This is a genomic window from Pseudomonas fluorescens (assembly GCF_902497895.1).
Lineage (GTDB): Bacteria > Pseudomonadota > Gammaproteobacteria > Pseudomonadales > Pseudomonadaceae > Aquipseudomonas > Aquipseudomonas fluorescens_BP.
In genome coordinates this window covers 1-18,982 of record NZ_CABVHQ010000093.1, presented here as the reverse complement: position 1 = coordinate 18,982, position 18,982 = coordinate 1, and the positions used below count along the sequence as shown (strand labels likewise).

The 18,982-nt window shown below is 57.5% G+C and carries 20 protein-coding genes and 1 pseudogene; 10 read left to right on the top strand and 11 right to left on the bottom strand.

Annotation, left to right across the window (positions count from 1 at the left end; genetic code table 11):
- Positions 1-663, bottom strand: a 663-nt coding sequence (locus F8N21_RS27995; RefSeq protein WP_150645218.1) for a LysR family transcriptional regulator, incomplete at its 3' end; no start/stop codon positions are given.
- 49 nt (positions 664-712) lie between these two features.
- On the opposite strand from F8N21_RS27995, the gene F8N21_RS27990 reads away from it, so the two are divergent.
- The 3 genes from F8N21_RS27990 (at position 713) to F8N21_RS27980 (ending at position 2,864) form a co-directional block, all read left to right on the top strand.
- Positions 713-1,027 carry a 3-phosphoglycerate kinase gene (locus tag F8N21_RS27990; RefSeq protein WP_150645217.1) on the top strand — a complete coding sequence of 105 codons (315 nt, stop codon included), beginning with the start codon at positions 713-715 and terminating at the stop codon, positions 1,025-1,027.
- Between the two features lie 150 nt (positions 1,028-1,177).
- Positions 1,178-1,777 (top strand): FMN-dependent NADH-azoreductase, encoded by a 600-nt coding sequence (locus F8N21_RS27985; protein ID WP_150645216.1) that lies wholly within the window; start codon positions 1,178-1,180, stop codon positions 1,775-1,777.
- Positions 1,778-1,994: 217 nt separating this feature from the next.
- The gene (locus tag F8N21_RS27980) at positions 1,995-2,864 is read left to right on the top strand and encodes a carboxylate/amino acid/amine transporter (protein ID WP_150645215.1); all 870 of its coding nucleotides are present in this window, start codon (positions 1,995-1,997) and stop codon (positions 2,862-2,864) included.
- 14 nt (positions 2,865-2,878) lie between these two features.
- Here the strand turns inward: F8N21_RS27980 and F8N21_RS27975 are convergent, their stop codons facing one another.
- The gene (locus tag F8N21_RS27975; RefSeq protein WP_150645214.1) at positions 2,879-3,814 is read right to left on the bottom strand and encodes a hypothetical protein; all 936 of its coding nucleotides are present in this window, start codon (positions 3,812-3,814) and stop codon (positions 2,879-2,881) included.
- 476 nt (positions 3,815-4,290) lie between these two features.
- Here F8N21_RS27975 and F8N21_RS27970 point away from each other — a divergent pair, with 476 nt between their 5' ends.
- A complete protein-coding gene (locus F8N21_RS27970) occupies positions 4,291-5,439 on the top strand; it encodes a hypothetical protein (RefSeq protein ID WP_150645213.1) in 1,149 nt (382 codons plus the stop codon).
- Positions 5,440-5,683: 244 nt separating this feature from the next.
- Here the strand turns inward: F8N21_RS27970 and F8N21_RS27960 are convergent, their stop codons facing one another.
- Complete coding sequence (locus F8N21_RS27960; RefSeq protein WP_150645211.1) at positions 5,684-6,982, bottom strand: mechanosensitive ion channel family protein; 1,299 nt, start codon at positions 6,980-6,982, stop codon at positions 5,684-5,686.
- A gap of 193 nt (positions 6,983-7,175) precedes the next feature.
- Between F8N21_RS27960 and F8N21_RS27955 the strand changes: the two genes are divergently transcribed.
- On the top strand, positions 7,176-8,522 hold the full coding sequence (locus F8N21_RS27955) for a DEAD/DEAH box helicase (RefSeq protein WP_150645210.1): 1,347 nt from the start codon (positions 7,176-7,178) through the stop codon (positions 8,520-8,522).
- Positions 8,523-8,693: 171 nt separating this feature from the next.
- On the opposite strand, the gene F8N21_RS27950 is transcribed toward F8N21_RS27955, so the two are convergent.
- Positions 8,694-8,969, bottom strand: a complete 276-nt coding sequence (locus F8N21_RS27950; RefSeq protein ID WP_150645209.1) for a hypothetical protein — start codon at positions 8,967-8,969, stop codon at positions 8,694-8,696.
- A 322-nt stretch (positions 8,970-9,291) separates the two neighbouring features.
- Positions 9,292-10,038, bottom strand: a complete 747-nt coding sequence (locus F8N21_RS27945) for a DUF899 domain-containing protein (protein WP_150645208.1) — start codon at positions 10,036-10,038, stop codon at positions 9,292-9,294.
- A gap of 204 nt (positions 10,039-10,242) precedes the next feature.
- On the opposite strand from F8N21_RS27945, the gene F8N21_RS27940 reads away from it, so the two are divergent.
- A complete protein-coding gene (locus F8N21_RS27940) occupies positions 10,243-10,635 on the top strand; it encodes a transcriptional regulator (protein WP_150645207.1) in 393 nt (130 codons plus the stop codon).
- 353 nt (positions 10,636-10,988) lie between these two features.
- On the opposite strand, the gene F8N21_RS27935 is transcribed toward F8N21_RS27940, so the two are convergent.
- The 3 genes from F8N21_RS27935 to F8N21_RS27925 all read right to left on the bottom strand — a co-directional run bounded on the left by F8N21_RS27935 (position 10,989) and on the right by F8N21_RS27925 (position 13,233).
- Positions 10,989-11,858: a DUF6279 family lipoprotein gene (locus F8N21_RS27935; RefSeq protein ID WP_150645206.1), complete on the bottom strand. Its 870-nt coding sequence runs from the start codon at positions 11,856-11,858 to the stop codon at positions 10,989-10,991.
- A gap of 244 nt (positions 11,859-12,102) precedes the next feature.
- Positions 12,103-12,822, bottom strand: coding sequence for a TorF family putative porin (locus tag F8N21_RS27930; RefSeq protein ID WP_150645205.1), 720 nt, complete (start codon positions 12,820-12,822; stop codon positions 12,103-12,105).
- Positions 12,823-13,044: 222 nt separating this feature from the next.
- Entirely contained in the window at positions 13,045-13,233 is a 189-nt protein-coding gene (locus F8N21_RS27925; protein WP_017337097.1) for a hypothetical protein, read from the bottom strand.
- A gap of 353 nt (positions 13,234-13,586) precedes the next feature.
- Here F8N21_RS27925 and F8N21_RS27920 point away from each other — a divergent pair, with 353 nt between their 5' ends.
- Positions 13,587-14,423 carry a S1 RNA-binding domain-containing protein gene (locus tag F8N21_RS27920; protein WP_150645204.1) on the top strand — a complete coding sequence of 279 codons (837 nt, stop codon included), beginning with the start codon at positions 13,587-13,589 and terminating at the stop codon, positions 14,421-14,423.
- A gap of 161 nt (positions 14,424-14,584) precedes the next feature.
- The gene (locus F8N21_RS27915; protein WP_150645203.1) at positions 14,585-15,514 is read left to right on the top strand and encodes a DMT family transporter; all 930 of its coding nucleotides are present in this window, start codon (positions 14,585-14,587) and stop codon (positions 15,512-15,514) included.
- Here F8N21_RS27915 and F8N21_RS27910 read toward each other — a convergent pair.
- Positions 15,462-16,640, bottom strand: a complete 1,179-nt coding sequence (locus tag F8N21_RS27910; protein ID WP_150645202.1) for an MFS transporter — start codon at positions 16,638-16,640, stop codon at positions 15,462-15,464. The genes F8N21_RS27915 and F8N21_RS27910 overlap by 53 nt on opposite strands.
- Positions 16,641-16,742: 102 nt before the next feature.
- On the opposite strand from F8N21_RS27910, the gene ptrR reads away from it, so the two are divergent.
- A complete protein-coding gene (gene ptrR, locus F8N21_RS27905) occupies positions 16,743-17,636 on the top strand; it encodes a putrescine utilization regulator PtrR (RefSeq protein WP_150645201.1) in 894 nt (297 codons plus the stop codon).
- Between the two features lie 131 nt (positions 17,637-17,767).
- The gene (locus tag F8N21_RS31335; protein ID WP_263596377.1) at positions 17,768-17,893 is read left to right on the top strand and encodes a PA1414 family protein; all 126 of its coding nucleotides are present in this window, start codon (positions 17,768-17,770) and stop codon (positions 17,891-17,893) included.
- Between the two features lie 105 nt (positions 17,894-17,998).
- Here F8N21_RS31335 and F8N21_RS30630 read toward each other — a convergent pair whose 3' ends face one another.
- Positions 17,999-18,235: a hypothetical protein gene (locus F8N21_RS30630; protein ID WP_191624422.1), complete on the bottom strand. Its 237-nt coding sequence runs from the start codon at positions 18,233-18,235 to the stop codon at positions 17,999-18,001.
- Positions 18,236-18,559: 324 nt separating this feature from the next.
- A pseudogene (locus tag F8N21_RS27895) lies at positions 18,560-18,982 on the bottom strand (IS4 family transposase); the annotation flags it as partial.

Sequence of the window (18,982 nt, the reverse complement as noted above, 5' to 3'; positions counted from 1 at the left end):
GCCGACGGTCCAGCGTTGTTCGGCGCCGAGCCAGCCGACGTCCCGCGGTTGCTGGCGACCGGAGTCGCGAATGACCACTTGCAGCTGGCTTTCCAGATCCTGGAAGTTCAGTTCGCGGTTCAGCCGGTGCAAGGCGTGTTCAGGGTGGGCCACCGCGACGAACTCGACGTCGCTCAATTCCGCGCCCAGGTAGCCGGAAATGTTGTAGCCGCTGATGGCCAGGTCGGCAACGCCTTCGAGCAGCACTTCTTCGACCCCGGACAGCACTTCTTCGCGCAAGCGCACCCGGCAGCCCCGGCTTTGCGGCATGAACGCAGTCAGGGCACGCACCAGTCGGGCATTCGGGTAGGCCGCGTCGACCACCAGCCGCACTTCGGCTTCCCAGCCTTGCTCCATATGGTGCGCCAGGTCTTCGAGCTGGCTGGCCTGTTTGACCAGTTGCCGCGAGCGACGCAGCAACACCTCGCCGGCTTCGGTCAGCACGGCTTTACGGCCGTCGATACGCAACAGCGGCACGCCGAGCTGGTCCTGCATGCGCGCCACGGTATAGCTGACGGAGGATTGAGAGCGGTGCAGCGCTTCCGCTGCCTGGGCGAAGCCACCGTGGTCGACCACGGCCTGCAATGTCCGCCATTGATCAAGGGTAACGCGGGGCGCTTTCAAGATGGGCTCCTCTTGTCCTAAGCTGGCGGTCCTTATTGGAGACTGCCGTATGAGAAAAATCTGTTGTGTGTTGCTGGCGATGTTGCCGCTGACTGCATTTGCCTATCCGATCGATGTGCAAAAAGACCTCAGCGGCATGAAGATCGACTACACCACCTACGCCACCGATTACGACCTGGGCGCCATTACCCTCAACAACTACGGCGACACCGCGGCCGATTGCTCAGTGGTATTTCGCAACGGCCCGGAGTCCCCCAAGACCCGTCGGGTAAGCCTGGCTGCGGGTAAAAGCACCGACCTTTCGGCCAAGTTCAACCGCAAAATCATCAAGCTGTACATCACCCTCACCTGCAAAGCCAAATGACCCAACGTGGAGCAGGCCTGTCGGGGATGCTCCGCTTATAAACGAATTTATAGATGGGTTATAGCAGTTATTTGCGCTTTTTCATCGATATGACACCCTTTAATCTCCACTCCATCGTCTTACAGCATTCACCGATGGAGGCTACATCCCATGTCCCGCGTTCTGATCATCGAAAGCAGCGCTCGCCAGCAAGATTCGGTTTCACGGCAACTGACCCAAACCTTCATCAGCCAGTGGAAAGCCGCGCACCCGGCTGACCAGATCACTGTTCGTGACCTGGCGCTCAACCCGGTCCCGCACCTGGACGCCAACCTGTTGGGTGGCTGGATGAAGCCTGCCGAACAGCGCAACGAAATCGAACACGCCTCTCTCGAGCGCTCCAACCAGTTGACCGATGAGCTGCTGGCCGCCGACGTGCTGGTGATGGCCGCGCCCATGTACAACTTCGCCATCCCGAGCACCCTGAAAGCCTGGCTGGATCATGTGCTGCGTGCCGGGGTGACCTTCAAGTACACCGAGACCGGCCCCCAGGGCCTGCTCACCGGCAAGCGCGCCTATGTGCTGACCGCTCGCGGCGGCATCTACGCCGGCAGCCCGGCCGATCACCAGGAACCCTACCTGCGTCAGGTCATGGCGTTCATCGGCATCCACGACGTCGAGTTCATTCACGCCGAAGGCATGAACCTGGGTGGCGACTTCCATGAAAAAGGCCTGAACCAGGCCAACGCCAAACTGGCCCAGGTCGCTTGAGGCTTTAATCGCCAGATAATCGCCGGATGTTTTAGTGACCTGGCGCACCTCTCCAAGCCGGATCGCGCATCGAACCTCCCTTTGCACTTGTTGCTCCTGAGTGCTCCCGCCCGATTGAACGCATTGCGAGATCGGGCTTTTTTTTGCCTGTTATTTCACAGCCTTCACTGTCTGCGGCAAAACCGCTATCGTCGCCGCCATTCGGAACGAGGCGCATATGGGTTATCTACTTTTTGTCACGCTGATTCAGGCGTTTTCCTTCAGCCTGATCGGTGAATACCTGGCCGGCCATGTCGACAGCTACTTCGCGGTGCTGGTACGGGTGCTGCTGGCCGGTCTGGTATTCATTCCGCTGACTCGCTGGCGCCAGGTCGAGCCGGCCTTTATGCGCGGGATGCTGCTGATCGGCGCCTTGCAGTTCGGCGTGACCTACGTCTGCCTGTACCTGAGCTTTCGCGTACTGACGGTGCCGGAAGTGTTGCTGTTCACCATTCTCACGCCACTGCACGTGACGCTGATCGAAGACGCGCTGAACCGTCGATTCAACCACTGGGCACTGATCGCCGCCCTGGTGGCCGTGGCCGGGGCCGCAGTGATTCGCTACGACCGGATCAACCCGGACTTCCTCATGGGCTTTTTGCTGCTGCAACTGGCCAACTTCACCTTCGCCGCGGGGCAGGTGCTTTATAAACATCTGGTGGCGCGTTACCCGAGCGATCTGCCGCATTACCGGCGCTTCGGTTATTTCTATCTGGGGGCGCTGGCGGTGGTGTTGCCGGCGTTTCTGCTGTTCGGCAAAAGCGACTTCCTGCCCGAAGCGCCGCTGCAATGGGGCGTACTGGTCTTCCTCGGCCTGGTGTCGACGGCATTGGGCCTGTACTGGTGGAACAAGGGCGCGTGCCTGGTCAATGGCGGCACGCTGGCCGTGATGAACAACCTGCATGTACCGGTAGGGCTGCTGATCAATTTGCTGATCTGGAATCAGCATGAGGAGTTGGGGCGGTTGTTTTTTGGCGGCTTGGTGATATTGAGTGCGGTGTGGATAAGTCGGTTGGGTGTGCGCCGCGCCGCAGCCTGCCCTTCGTAGGTTCAAAGCACCTCCTAAGGCAACTGCTGTGCTATAGGCGTTACGTTGACGCCTGGGCTTAAAAAGTCGATATGGTAGCCCGACGAACCATCTCCTATCGCCAAATGGACACCGCTGATGCCCTCGTTCATCTGGGAGTTGACCTGATAATTGATAGTGGATGAGATTGAATCATTTACCCCAATAGCGAATTCAGTCAGATTCAGGCCCCGAGGACCCGCTGCGAGCTCAAGAAGATTTATGTGCTCAAGGTTTTTTGTTTTAAAGGAGGTTATTATGTTGTTCTCGACCGTAAGAAGTGCCTTCTCTTCTGCGATAAGCTGAGTGAGACTCTGAAGTGATGCTTTCAAATCTTCCGATAGCGCTGGATTAGTTCTCCTCAGTACAGTCAATATTCCTGATATCTTCAAAGCGCCATTAAACTTAAATGGGCAGGGTTCTTGTGGTTTCATGTGTGCATAATGAACTTCGAAGAACTCGGCTACAGAATGAACAAAATTGCCGGCGATATCTTCTTCAATGAGTGCGTAGGGTGATGCATGCTTGCTAATAGTGGTTTCAGCTGAGGCGTCATTGCCTGATAGGTTAAAGGTGCTGTGGGAATTAAGCATGTTCAGCACTGCTCGTTGTGTTTTCAGTGCTTGCTCGAAGTCACTTTTTAACAATAGTCTTAAGCTGTAAAGAGCATTTGCCACGGAGGGGTCAAATACTTGTGCTGCACAGAAGATGCTTCTTTTGATTTCAGTATTTTTTGCTAGCTCGAAGGTGTGCTTGGCCGCCTCATGGCTAAAAGAAAAAACGATACTGTTCTTCGGAAGTGTTTTTATATTTTTTAAGCCCAATGTATTGAACCCTAAGATCGAGCATTCATTCAGGAAGTCTGGTGAGTCCGCGACTATCGATGCTTTCTCACCACCAAAAAGTGTCGGAATTACGTTTGAGTTTGGCATGGCTTGGTCCTTGCGAGAGTCAATGGGTGTCAATAAAATACCTTGACACCCATGACGTTACTTAGTCTTCAGTGTGAGCCCATACCAACGGAGCCCAACCAAAATTTTCCGGGCCTGAAGTAATCCGGTTGAGTTTTTCATCAGAACTATTTTGCTTGCTCATATGCTCATCCTTTTTGATTTTTCATTGTTTAGGCTCCCTGAGTCGTTCAAGGAGTGCGTGCATTAGTTCAGGATTTTTTTGAGGTTTCAAATGGTTTGAAAGTGTTTTTTAGATTGATTTAGCGTGGGTTGATGATCTTTAGTGCCTGAAAGCTATTTGTGTGGGATTTATCTGTAGGCTTGTTCTGATTTTTTAGTTTTTCGAGTTTTGTCGGTTGTAGGTAGATGCTTTAAGCAGGTAAGTTGATCTTTTTATTTGTCATGTGTTGCTCGCTTAAACAGGGGCTCCCTTCGTCATTTATAGAGAGCTAGCGATGTATTCTTTGAAAAAATATCTTACGTATGATTCTGTTCAGACGGCACTGGCATTGGTTGATCTTACTGCGCCAAGCTCCCCCGAACATGCCATACGAATATTGCTCAATGAGGTTATCGAAGGACTTGCTAAAAAAGGCTGGCCCGGCGCCGAAGTGCAGACAGGTCCACGTATCGTTTCTGCTGAGGAGAATTATGGTTTGTTGGGTTATGACCCTGCTGAAATCACCCTCGGCAGCGAACACACCCGATGGGTCGACGACCATTCCTTGTTGCGAACACAGACAACCAGTCAAATCCCGGCTGCGCTCCAGCGTGTGGCGCAAAGACGACAGCCGGGAGAAACAATCCTTTTGGCGGCGCCCGGTATTACCTTTCGCCGTGACAGTCGTGATCGATGGCATTGCGCTGAACCCCATCAAATGGATATCTGGGTGTTGGGCGATCCTGATCTTTCGGCGCGTGAACATCTTTTGCGCCTGGTCGGCGATATCCTCCAGTTAGCCGTTCCTGACAAGCCTTGGGTCTATAGCGACAGCCCGCATCACTACACCGAGGGTGGAATCGAGGTAAATCTTCTGAACGATGGCCTGCCGGTTGAGGTACTGGAGTGCGGATGCATTGCTTCTTCGTTATTGAAACGATTGCAGATTGATCCGTTGCGCCATGGTGGATTGGCCCTGGGCATGGGGTTGGATCGTCTGACCATGTTGCGGAAAGGCATTCCGGATATTCGTTTGCTTCGTGACTCCAATGCGCGAGTACAAGCGCAGATGAACGACTTGAAACCGTGGAAGGCTGTATCGCGATTACCTTCAATTACTCGGGATATATCCTTGGCGGTAACACCAGGGCAAAGCGAAGAAGTGTTGACTGAAAAGATGTTGCAGGCGGCAGGAGAATGTTCGGACTGGATCGAGGAAATGCAGATCAAAGGACGCTGGTCCGGGGGGCAGCTGCCTCTTCAGGCAATTGAGCGTCTGGGGCTTCTCCCTGGGCAGGAAAACGTGCTTTTACGGGTGGTGCTGCGTGATTGTTCACGTTCGATTACCACCGCCGAGGCCAATGGGTTGTACGAGAAAATCCAATCGGCGTTACACGAAGGAATCCCCGGGGCGGGTTACAAAATGGATACTCAGAAGCGTTAATTTTCAGCTTGGCTAATCGCGGGCAAGCCCGGCTCTCACAGGTTGGCAGGGTTCTTGTGGGAGCGAGCTTGCTCGCGATGCAGGCGATGCGGTGCATCAGGTACAGCGCGTGATCGTTCATCGCGGGCAAGCCCGGCTTCCACAGGCCTGGCGGTGTTCTTGTTGATCTTTCTGTGGTTCAACGCCTATACCGCTAAAATCAAAAGATCGCAGCCTCCGGCAGCTCCTACAGGGGGGCGCGTTGTCAGATCACGCGTTTTTCGGGCTCGGGAATATGGCTTGCGCCCAGGATTGCCGGCAACATCCCGGCGCGTAGATCGTTGCCGCTCGGCTGCTGATACAGGCTCAAACCAAACTCCGGCAACACCGCCAGCAGGTAATCGAAGATATCGCCCTGGATCCGCTCGTAATCGGCCCAGACGGTGGTGCCAGTGAAGCAGTAGATTTCCAGTGGCACACCCTGGGCGGTGGTCTGCAGTTGGCGGACCATGCAGGTCATGTTCGGTTGGATCTCCGCGTGGCTCTTGAGGTAAGCCAGGGCATAGGCGCGGAAGGTCCCCAGGTTGGTCATGCGCCGACGGTTGGCGGACATCGCCGCGACGTTGCCCTGAGCTTCATTCCAGCTTTTGAGCTCGGCCTGTTTGCGGCCGATGTAGTCGGTCAGCAAGTGGATCTGGGTCAGTTTGTGTTCTTCCTCATCGCGCAGAAAGCGTACGCCACTGGCGTCGATATACAGGCTGCGCTTGATCCGCCGACCGCCGGACTGTTGCATGCCGCGCCAGTTCTTGAACGACTCGGACATCAAGCGCCAGGTGGGGATCGAGACAATAGTCTTGTCGAAATTCTGCACCTTGACCGTGTGCAGGGTGATGTCCACCACATCGCCGTCGGCACCGACTTGCGGCATTTCGATCCAGTCGCCGACCCGCAGCATATCGTTGCTGGTCAGTTGCACGCTGGCGACGAACGACAGCAGGGTGTCCTTGTAGACCAACAGAATCACCGCCGACATGGCGCCAAGGCCTGACAGCAGCAACAGCGGCGAACGGTCGATCAGCGTCGCGACGATGATGATCGCGCCGAATACGTACAGCACCATCTTCGCCAGTTGCACGTAACCCTTGATCGAGCGGGTGCGGGCGTGTTCGGTGCGCGCGTAGATATCCAGCAAGGCACTGAGCAGGGCGCTCAGGGCCAGCACCAGGAACAGGATGCTGAACGCCAGCGCGACGTTGCCGAGAAACACCAGGCTGGTCTTGCTCAACTCCGGCACCAGGTGCAGGCCGAACTGGATCAGCAACGACGGGGTCATCTGCGCCAGGCGGTGAAAGACTTTGTTGTGGCGCAGATCGTTGAGCCAATGCAATGCCGGTTGCCGGCCGAGCAATTTGACCGCGTGCAGAACGAGGTAGCGTGCCACTCGTCCGAGGACCAGCGCGATCACCAGCAACAACCCCAGCGCCAGGCTGGAATGCAGCAGCGGATGCTGATCGAGGGCGCCCCATAGGTCTTGGGCGTTGAGCCAGAGCTGTTTGATATCCATGGGCTAAAACGATTCTTCTGCAGGACGAGACCGGTCGATTAGAGCATTTAAGTCCATCGAAGTTGGGTTCAGGGACAAAATAGTTAACAAAAAAGCATCTGTTTGCTGCCGTTTGTACAAAGAAACTCGGCCTTGGCGCTCGAAACCGTTACCCTATGCAGCTGTTTTTTTGTATTTCTTCGAGGTAGCACCCGTGTTTTCCCAATTCGCCCTGCACGAACGCCTGCTCAAAGCCGTGGCCGAGCTTAAATTTGTCGAGCCTACGCCGGTGCAGGCAGCGGCTATTCCGCTCGCGCTCCAAGGGCGTGACCTGCGGGTGACAGCTCAAACCGGCAGCGGCAAAACCGCAGCCTTTGTTTTGCCTATCCTTAACCGTTTGATCGGCCCGGCGAAAGTCCGCGTCAGCATCAAGACCCTGATCCTGCTGCCGACCCGCGAGCTGGCCCAGCAGACCATCAAGGAAGTCGAGCGCTTTGCCCAGTTCACTTTCATCAAGTCCGGCCTGATCACCGGCGGTGAAGATTTCAAGGTCCAGGCTGCCATGCTGCGCAAGGTCCCGGATATCCTGATCGGTACACCGGGCCGGATGATCGAGCAACTGAACGCCGGCAACCTCGACTTGAAAGAAGTTGAAGTACTGGTCCTCGACGAAGCCGACCGCATGCTCGACATGGGCTTTGCCGAAGACGTCCAGCGTCTGGTGGAAGAATGCACCAACCGTCAGCAGACCATGCTGTTCTCGGCCACCACCGGCGGTTCGGGCCTGCGCGACATGGTCGCCAAGGTGCTGAACAACCCGGAGCACCTGCAACTCAACAACGTCAGCGATCTGAATGCCACCACCCGTCAGCAGATCATCACCGCTGACCACAACCAGCACAAAGAACAGATCGTCAATTGGCTGCTGGCCAACGAGACTTATCAAAAGGCGATCATCTTCACCAACACCCGCGCCATGGCCGACCGTATCTACGGGCGCCTGGTGGCACTGGAATACAAAGCCTTCGTCCTGCACGGCGACAAGGACCAGAAAGACCGCAAACTGGCGATCGACCGTCTGAAGCAGGGCGGCGTGAAGATCCTGGTGGCCACCGACGTTGCCGCTCGCGGCCTGGACGTCGACGGTCTGGACATGGTGATCAACTTCGACATGCCGCGCAGCGGCGACGAATACGTTCACCGTATCGGTCGTACCGGTCGCGCCGGCAACGATGGCTTGGCCATTTCGCTGATCTGCCACGGCGACTGGAACCTGATGTCGAGCGTCGAGCGCTACTTGAAGCAGACCTTCGAGCGCCGCACCATCAAGGAAGTCAAAGGCACCTACGGCGGACCGAAAAAGGTCAAGGCCTCGGGCAAAGCCGTTGGCGTGAAGAAGAAAAAGACCGACGCCAAGGGCGAGAAGAAGAAAACCGGCGCCAAGGCACCGACCAAGCGCAGGATCACCAACCGGCCGAAGACCGACGCCCTGTCGCTGGTCAGCAAGGACGGCATGGCACCGCTCAAGCGCCGCAAGCCAGAAGCACCGGCCGCTGAATAACGCTGCGGTGATTCAATAAAAAGCCCGGACAATGTCCGGGCTTTTTTTCGATCAAAAGATCGCAGGCTGCGCCAGCTCCTACGCCGACCGGGTACACCTGCAATGTTGTGGGTGTTTGCAATCCCGTGTAGGAGCTGCCGCAGGCTGCGATCTTTTGATCTTTTGATCTGATCAGCTGTCCGCCTTGACCTCGGCGGTTTTCAGCTCTTCCAGGCGTTTGTCGATCAACTGGCATTTATCTGGCAGGTCTTTACTCGCAGTCTCCAAATCCATCTTTTGCAGCTCATCGTTGATCTCTTTGGCCTTGGCCGGGTTCTGCTCGGTGATCTTGGCTACCTCCTTGGCCAGTTGCTCACGTTTGACCAAGGCCTCTTCCTGGGTGCAGGCCCAGGCGGGCAGGACGCAGATCAGGCTGGCGGCTAGGGAAATCTTCAGCAGGGTTTTCATGGGACAGGCCTCGTGATACCGGATAAGGGCAGTTATCCGATTGAGGGCTCAAGGGCCTGAAAAGTTCATCCGGGGTATGCCTACTCCCACAGGTTCTGCGCAGAACCTGTGGGGGCTTGACCCAACGCCGTAGCAGCTGCCGAAGGCTGCGTTCGGCTGCGAAGCAGTCGCAAATTCGGCTTGCACGGATTGTCTGAAATACCGCGGCGCCTGATTTTACGCTGCTACGCAGCCGAACGCAGGCTTCGCCAGCTGCTACGGTTTGAGTAATGGTCTTAAGCCCGCGATGGCGATTGAGCGGGGTGACACAGGGCCTATGGCCTCACTCGGAACAACAGCTGGACGCCCCCCTGTCCTGAGGTTGGTCTTCATAAAGATCATGATGGCGGACCCAGTCCATGATTTCGGTTTCGTTGCGTCCTTTGGGTGTCAGGTCCAAATAGTTGTAGGTACCCACCAGCAGGTCCAGGCCGCGGGCGTAAGTGGAGTAGGTGTGGAATATCTCGCCGGCCTCGTTGCGACAGAAAACACTCAGGCCGGGTAGTTCTTCTTCGGCACCGTCGGTTTTTTCATAGTTATAGGTAGCGGTGCCGGCAGCGACGTCGGCGGCCCTGGCGCAAATGCCAAAGTCGTAGTTGAAGTCGCAGCCAGCGGATGAGACCCAGTCGAATTTCCAGCCCATGCGCCGTTTGAAGGCCTGGAATTCGGCGAAGGGTGCGTGGGAAACCGCTACCACGGCGACGTCATGGTGAGCCAGATGCTGGTTGGCCCCGTCGATGTGGTCGGACAGGAACGAGCAACCGGGACAGCCTTCGTCCCAGTCTTCGCCGAACATGAAGTGATAGATGACCAACTGGCTGCGCCCGCCAAACAGGTCAGCCAGCGACAGCTCGCCGTTCGGGCCCTGGAAACGGTAGGACTTGTCGATTTTCACCCAAGGCAAGGCACGGCGTTCGGCGCTGAGTTTGTCCCGTTCCCGGGTGAAGGCTTTTTCGTGGAGCAAGTGTTCTTTGCGTGCCGCGAGCCATTGTTCTCGGGACACGACCTTGTGCTGTTGCAAGCTGTTCATGATCTTTCCTCCTGCGATTGCAGCGCGTTGCCAAGCGACTGCTTACATAGCCTAGTCGTTTGGACCCGGCTCAAATCGACAAGGCGCCCGGCGGTTTTTTCGCTGGATACGCAACAGGCAGGCACCGTGGCTGAACGGCTGCCCGTGCCGCCGGTCACAACCTGTGAAGGGCATCTATCTCTTACGCTTGGAGGTTGAATCAGGATGAGGACTTATAACTGGGAGCTGATCGAACGATTGCTCCACGAAGTACAGAACGGTGCCGGGCACAGCTTTACTCCACGGCCTTACGCTGAGCAGTACGCGGAGGAGAAGGCGGCCCATGGCGGGCCTATTGAAAACCTGGACCACCTGAAGACCACTGCGGCGCAATACGAGAAGATCCTGTTTGAGCGCGGTTTCATAGAATCGCGGCCGGAGGATGAGGGCGGGAATGGTGAAAACTTTGTGCTGACGTTACGCGGTTCGAGTTTGCTGAGCCTGATCGACAGCAGCATTCCGGGCAATGATCATCCGCGCCAGGTGCTGGATGAGCAGCAGGATGCGCTGGACCCGGTGATCTTTGATGAAGTGGCTTCCAGGGCGCAGATTGCCTGATTGGCAGAGGGCGGTGCGGCAAGAGCATTCGCGGGCAAGCCCCAATGCCAGTCAGTTAAGGTGGTACGCGAACCGTAGCAGCTGGCGAAGCCTGCGTTCGGCTGCGCAGCAGTCGTAAATCCTGCTTCCACGGTGTGTCGGGAATACCGCAGCGCTTGATTTTACGACTGCTGCGCAGCCGAACGCAGCCTTCGGCAGCTGCTACGAGGAATGTGCGTAGCCAGAAATTGCTTAACTGACTGGCATTAGGGCTTGCCCGCGATGGACTCAAGGGCGGCGCGTTTATTCAGAAGACACGCGTTATCGTTAACGTCCATCGCGAGCAAGCTCGCTCCTACAGGGGGCGCTATCAATCACCCCTGTTGCGCCGCCTTCAAACACTTCAACGCATTTAAATCACTGCGCACGCCCTCGATTTTCTGCACTAAATGCTGGCGTTGAGCTGGGGTGCTTTGGGCCATCACTTCGACGAACAGGTTGCGGGCAGCCAGTTCGGTCTGGCTGAAAGCCTGGCGATAGGCAGGGGTCCACAAGCTTTCGCGATTGACCAGCAGTTGTTCGATCCGTTTGGGGAATTCGCTGCTCTGACGCTGTTCCACGGCGATACTGAGTTGTTTCTGCCAATGGGCGCGGTTGTCGATCCATTGCCGGTTCTGTGGGCCTAGCGAGGTCGACCAGGCCATCACCCGTTGTTGCTGGCCGGCACTGAGTGGGCCTAGCCAGGCAGTCAGACGTTTAGTCATCCGTTCGCTGCGCTGTGTTATCTGCTGATCCAGGGTGGGTTTAAGGTAAGCCTGCAGACGCTTTTGCCGGTCTTTGGCGAACGCCTCATTCATTTCCCTGACTTGTTGATCATCCAGGCCGCGCAGCAATTCGATGGCTGATGGGGTGATTTCCCGGGCGGTTTGGGCAACCGCCTGCCTGGCGTCCACTACCAGGCTTTGCAGGCCGGCGTCGCTGACCTGATTGTTCTCGACCATCGATTGCAGGCGGTCCAGCCAGTCAAGGTAACCCGGCAGTTGTGTGCTGCAGTGCCATTTGAGGTGTTCCTTGAGCTGCTCGTCGAACCAGCTTTTTTGCTCGCTGTTCATCACCAGGTAGTCGTTGAGCGTCCACGGGATGATCAGGTCGAGGTTGCGGTAGGCCAGGCCTACGCGAGTGCAACCGGACAGCACGAGGCTCAAAACCAGCAGCAAAGTGAAGTGTTTCAACCTGAGCGCCATGGCTGAATCCTTGCGAATGCGTAGTCCTTCATCTGAACCTGGGGTCTGTTGACGTGTGGTGGCGAGCCGCGTTGCTGTGCCAACTTGTGCGAGGCAAGGCGCGGGATGCCGCCAATGGTTGTTCCCTTGGCAAATCCCGCAACGCAGCCTCGCGCAAGTTGGCGCGCAACCCGAAGGGACGGGGCCCGTCGCGGTCGTCACCACACGTCAACAGACCCCAGAATGGACCCGGCAGTTCATCGATTCAATAGAACGAGTGTTCGGCCTTGAACGTCAGCAGGCTGTCGCATTCAGTGTTATGCCCGGAGTAGGCCGCACAGTCGCCGCCGCTGAGGTTGGAATCGCTGTAGATCAGGTTCAGGTCGATGCCCATCCACGGTCGAGAAAATTTCACCGCCCAGTCATTGAAGCTGCTTACATAACCGCCGTCGGCGATGGACACCGCTGAGCCGAGTTGGTGGGTGGTGTATTTGACGCTGATCCCGATCCCGAAGGGTTGGGTCCCACCGAGGTCGGCGAACAGGGTACTGTTGCTTTTTTCCGGGTCGCTGCTGAAGGCTGCGCCGAAGCGGCTGCCCAGCAAGGTCAGGCCGCCATACAATTCCTGGCTGTCAAGAAGGCTCGATTTCGGGTAGCTGTAGTGAATCATCCCCAACTCGTAGCCGAGGGTGGAGTCGAAGGACTCTTTGAAGCCCATGTAGGAATCGACTTCGAGTTCGCTCGACGGGCTCATGCCCATGCTCGGTGCCCATTGGCCGACGTACCAGCCGCTGTCGTGGCTCAAGTCCAGACCGCCATGGAACGAGCCGGAGCTTGAAGGTTTGACCAGCCCCTCGGCCATGCTACGGCTGGGCGTAGTACCGAGTTTGAGATCGAAGTCGCCCAGTTCGCGCTGGAAGATTTGCGCGTCGGCAACAGAACAAGCCAGCAGGGTGCCGGCCAGCAAAATGGAGGGTTTGAACATGCTTCACTCCGTTGAAAGCGAGGAGCAGGAGCCGCAGAACCTACTGAAACGCCCGATCTAGACGTGTGCAAGCATACCGGCGAATCCTCGGGGGAGAGGGCCGTTCGTCTGTTTATGCGAGATTGGGTAGCTGGCGGGGGTGTTGCGGGAGGGTTCCAGTCCAAGCGCTTCGAAGCTCAAAGCGCTTAGGGACCAGGTGACGCGAGGGATGTCAAGGGGATGCTATTTTTTGCCCAGGGTGATCTGCTTGGACGGGCCGAATGTCTGGCCGCTGACGCCTTTGGCAATTTGCTGGATCTCGCCGCCCGACTTGAGGAACGCAGCAATCTGGTTGTTGATCGATTCGCTGGTTTCAACGGCTGGAGCTGGCTTTGCTTTGCTGTTGGATGCTTTTACACGCATGGCGGCCATTAACCTGTAGAAAATTAACTTGGCCACGCATCGTACAGGAAATACTTGACAATTGCTTGGTAAATATCCCCCTGAAATAACCTGGCCCACAGCTGGGTCAATCATCAGTCGATCTTTGAAATAAGCGGCTAAGCTGCTGTTTTAAATAAAAACCCAGGTAGTAATTAACGGTTCCGGGTAAAGCCAGGACAGGCAAAAAACCTCTTGGCTGGTCTGACGAGCGGGCCAGAATGAGTTCCAAAAGCCCCGAAAAAACTAGCGCTTCGCAGGTTTTTCATCGGTCACCCGGCTGGCCGCAGAACTGTACCGGCAAACTCGGGTAGAATGCCGCCCACGCAATGAGGGTATTGGAAATGGCTTTAGTCGGGCGCTACAACAGCTTGCAAGTGGTGAAACATACTAACTTTGGTTTGTATCTGGACGGTGGGGCGGACGGTGAAATCCTCTTGCCCAATCGTTATATTCCCAAAGATATTCCCAGTGAAGATGAAGACTGGCTCAACGTTTTCATTTATCTGGACAGCGATGACAAACTCATCGCAACTACTGAAAAGCCGAAAGTTCAGGTCGGCGATTTTGCCAGTCTGAAAGTCGTTGAAGTGAACAGCATCGGGGTTTTCCTTGATTGGGGTCTGCCCAAAGACCTGCTGCTGCCATACTCCGAAGAAAAGCGCCAGATGACCGCCGGCGAGTACTGCGTGGTGCATGTCTACCTCGACAAGCACACCCGCCGCATCACCGCCACCGCGCGCCTGGACCGCTACCTGGACAAGACCCCGGCTAACTACCAGGTCGGTCAGGAAGTCGATTTGCTGGTGGCCGAAGCGACCGACATGGGCTTCAAGGCGATCATCAACAACAAGCACTGGGGCCTGATCCACAAGAACGAAGTGTTCAAGTTCATGCGCGCCGGCAAGGAAGAAAAAGGCTTCATCAAAGAGATTCGTGCCGACGGCAAAATCAGCCTGAGCCTGCAGCCGGTAGGCGAAGAAGCCTCCAGCAGCCTGAACTCGAAGATCCTCAGCAAGTTGCGCGAAAACAACGGCACCTTGCCGGTCAGCGACAAGAGCGACCCGGCAGTGATCAGCGGTTTGTTCGGCGTCAGCAAGGGCAACTTCAAGAAGGCCATTGGCGCGCTCTACAAGAACGGGCAGATCGTGATTCACGCCGACCGTATCGAATTGAGCTGAGTCCCGAAAAGATCGCAGCCTGCGGCAGCTCCTACGCCGACCCTGTACACCCGTGATTGAGCAGGTGTACGCAAATCCCGCGTAGGAGCTGCCGCAGGCTGCGATCTTTTGATCCTGATCTGAGTAACTAGCATGTTTTTGTCTGTCTTAGAGGTCCTGCGGTGAGTGTTTCACGGCGCAGCGCCGATGGTTTTGCCCTGCAAGTGATGCTCGGTCTGTGCCTGATCTGGGGCGTGCAGCAGGTGATGATCAAATGGGCGGCGGCGGACATCGCGCCGGTCATGCAGGCCGCCAGTCGCTCCGGTATCGCCGCTCTACTGGTCGCATTGCTGATCTGCTGGAAGGGTGGTTGGGAGCAGGTTGGCAGTACCTGGCGCGGCGGTCTGCTCGCCGGCAGCCTGTTTAGCCTCGAGTTCCTGTGCATCGCCGAAGGCCTGCAACTGAGCACGGCGGCGCACATGTCAGTGTTCCTCTACACCGCGCCGATCTTCACCGCACTGGGCGTGCACTGGCTGTTGCCGAGTGAGCGGCTGCGGCCCTTGCAATGGTTGGGAATTTTCCTCGCATTTATCGGCATCGGCGTTGCGTTTGCCGGCGGCTTGTCGCTGGACAACCTCGATCGGCGGATGCTGCTGGGTGATGCCCTGGGCGTATTGGCCGGGGCGGCTTGGGGCGCGACCACGGTGGTGGTGCGCGCTTCACGCCTGTCCGAGGCACCGGCGACCCTGACTTTGTTCTACCAACTGATCGTCGGCTTCGTCGGTCTGCTGCTGATTGCCGCTGTGAGCGGGCAGATCAGCCATGTCAGCCTGACCACCGTGGCGGTGGCCAGTGTGCTGTTCCAGGGCCTGGTGGTTTCGTTCTTCAGCTACCTGACCTGGTTCTGGTTGTTACGCCGTTATCTGGCAGCGAATCTGGCGGTGTTCTCCTTTATGACGCCATTGTTCGGCGTCACCTTCGGTGTGCTGCTGCTGGATGAACCCTTGAGTTTCAACTTCATCGTCGGTGCCGTGCTGGTCTTGCTCGGCATCACCTTTGTCAGCGCAGAACAGTGGGTGCGCCGTCGTTTGCGCAAAGCCCTCGGGCAATAACCGGGCGCAGTAACAGCGCGCCCGCCAGCAGCAGACCACTCCCTGCGACGATCAACGCCGGCTGCAACCCGCCACTGAAATGACTGCTCAGCGCCGCCAGCAACGGCCCGCTGAGTTGGCCCACGGCGAAGCAGGCGGTCAGCAGCCCGGCGTTACGTTGGGTGGCGTGGGGCGCCAGTTCTCGCGAGCGTTGCATCACCAGTTGCATGCAGGCCAGAAACGGCGTGCCGCAGAGGATCACTCCCAGCGCCAGTCCCGGGCCGCTGCCCAACAGGCAAGCGAAGACTCCGGCGGCTTGCAGCCATAAGGTCGCGATCAACCAATACCGAGTGGTATTCGGGTTGGGCCGACGCAGACTGACCAGCAGCACGCCGCTGGCCGCGGCCAGGCCGAAGCATGGCCAGAACAGGTCGGCCTGCCATTGCCCCTGAAAGTGCGCATTGGCCATCTGCGAGAGGAAAGTCGCGGGAATGATGTAACCCAGACCGTACAAGGCGTAGATCAGCCCCAGGCGAGGGATTGCGGCATTGCCCGAGGTCAGCGCCATGGGCGCCGCGGTCACGCTCCCTTCGGGTTGCGGCAGGATCGGCAGAATCACCAGCAGCATCAACAGGCCCACAGCGGCATACACCAGCCACAGGGTGGCCGAGCTTTGCCCAAGCAGATTCGAGCCCAGCGCCAGTAAGCCGGTCAGGAAAATCCCCAGCCCCGGCCCGGCAAACACCAGCGCCCCGAGCCGTGGACGCCCGGCAGCCAACGCCAGTGGCTGACTCAGGGCGGTGATCATCACCAGGACCCAGGCGCTGGCGACGCCAGTACCGAAACGCAGCAGCAGATGCGCCCAGAAACCCGTGGCCCAGAACGAAGCCAGCGTGAGCAACACGCACAACCACAAACCGCCGAGCAAACGGCCACGCACCTGCCCGGGACGGCGGGCGAACATCGCGTCCAGCGCGCCGATGAAGTAACCCAGGTAGTTGGCGGCGGCGACCAGCCCGGCGGTGGTCAGATCGATCTGGCCCTCGCTGAGCAGGTGCGGCAGTTGCGGGGTGAGGGCGAAGCGGCCAATCCCCATGGCCATCATCAGGGCAATGAAACTGGCGAGCAGGCGAATCAGCGGTGACATGGTCTGGATTCCGACAAGGAGCAATGACCGTCAGGCTAAGACTGATTGACTTTCTTTAAAAATGAATAATAGTGAGCAACTTGTTCACGTTTGGAGAAAGGTGTGGAATTCAGCCAATTGCGCATCTTCCAGGCCGTCGCCGAGGAAGGTTCCATCACCCGGGCCGCCGAGCGGCTGCATCGAGTGCCGTCCAACCTGTCGACCCGGCTCAAGCAGTTGGAAGAGCAACTGGGTGTCGAACTTTTTGTCCGTGAGCGGCAGCGCCTGCAGTTGTCACCCGCCGGCAAGGTGCTGCTGGACTACACCGTGCGGCTATTTGCCTTGCACGATGAAGCCCACTCGGCGGTGCAGGGAGGTCAGCCGGCCGGGGATTTCGTGTTGGGCACCATGTACAGCACCGCAGCGATTCATCTTCCGGGGTTGCTGGCGCGATATCACCGCACCTACCCGGCGGTGAACCTGCAGGTGCAGTCCGCCCCCAGCGGTGAGCTGCTGGAAGGCCTGCTCACCGGTCGGCTCGACGCGGCGCTGGTGGATGGGCCGCTGGAACTCGCCGGACTCGACGGGGTGCCACTGTGCGATGAGAAGCTGGTGTTGATCAGCGAGGCCGATCATCCGCCGGTACGCAGCGCCCTGGATGTGCAAGGGCGCTCGGTGTTTACCTTTCGTCGGGGCTGCTCGTACCGCATGCGTCTGGAAGCCTGGTTTGCCAATGATCACGCGGCCATGGGCCGGGCGATGGAAATCGAGTCGTACCCGGGGATGTTGGCCTGTGTGATTGCCGGGTCCGGGGTGGCGTTGATGTCGGAGTCGATGCTCGCCAGCCTGCCAGGCCGCGAAAGCGTGGCAGTGCACCCGCTGGCCGAGCCATTCGCCAGCGCCACCACCTGGTTGATGTGGCGCAAGGGCATGGTCGGCGCGAACCTCAATGCCTGGATCGAACTGCAACAGGCAGCAAGCCCTGTACAACCGGCGTTAGCCCGGGCCAGCGCATGATCCGACACATTCGAAATAATTCTGTAACAGATCATTGTCATACCGGGCGAGCATTGCGTAGAAGTTCGGACTATTATCAGTGAAGCGGCTATAGAATCCCGGTCGCTCGGCACTACCCTGAAGGGGGCACCATGAAAGAGAAAATTCAAAACTGGCTCCACGACCTCGGTGTTGCTCTCGGCCTGATTGAACCGCCTCTGCAACCCGTGCCAATCCGCACAGACGACGAACAGCGTCGACGTCAGCAGCGCAGGTAATTGATCGCTGGCTGAGCCTTTCTGCGCATTGCGCAGGAACCCCTGCAATCTGAAAAAAAGGCCCGGCTTCCCGCTGACTGATCAACGGGAGCCAGGCCCAAACTCTCATTTGGTTCGACATAAACCAGAGACTTTCGGCGCCTGCGAGATCATCCAGGCGGAGCGCGCGCGTACTCCGTAGAGGCCGGTAGGCCGCCTTGCTTTTGCTTTGGCTTTGGCTTTGGCTTTGGCTTTGGCTTTGGCTTTGGCTTTGGCTTTGGCTTTGGCTTTGGCTTTGGCTTTTGCTGTTGTTTTTGCTTTTGATCTACCCGCTCCTTCGGGAGGCCGAGTGGAGGCGTTCATCAGGGGTAGGCGCGCAGCGCCGTTCGACGAAGTCGAACACATCGAGAGGAGGTCGAAGCGAAGCCGACCGGAGGCGATGCCCCCTGATGAATGCCGGAGCGAGGGAACACCGAGCCTAGGCGAGGTGCCGTACGCTGGGGCGAAGCCTTTTGCTTACTTTTCGGCGTCTGGAAAAGTGAGTCGCTGTAAGAGCGAAACCCTAAGTGGCCGTTACCGCAGGAATGGATATACACCCAAAAATCACAGCCAGGATCAAAAGATCGCAGCCTGCGGCAGCTCCTACACGGCGTCTGGAAAAGTGAGTCGCTGTAAGAGCCAGCCCTTTCAAGGTCTTTTCCCTTTATGGGCCTTAAGCACCCGATCCGTAGACACATGAGCATGCGCAGCCTTTCCCTCCAGCCACTCCTTGGATCTGGCGATTTTGGGACCGCGTATGCTTTTTGCGACCTGCTTGGGTTTGATATTCCTGGCCAGCGCCAACAGACGCTCTGCCAGAGTCTCTGAGGTCGTTTGGAGTGATAGGTAATCCGAGGGCAACGCGATCTGCATGCCCTCATAGCCACTGCGCACTTGCACCGCCAGATGGAAGGTCGAAGCTTCCCAGCCTTCAGCCTGCGTTTCGCGATGAGCCTGCTCCACACTACGTTTGAGAACGGCCAAAACGTTGTAGGCCAAGATCGCCGAGGCAAAGCCCAGCAAGGCCGCCCGGGGTGAACCAAGGCTTTCGATTTCACTGTCCAGCACCGA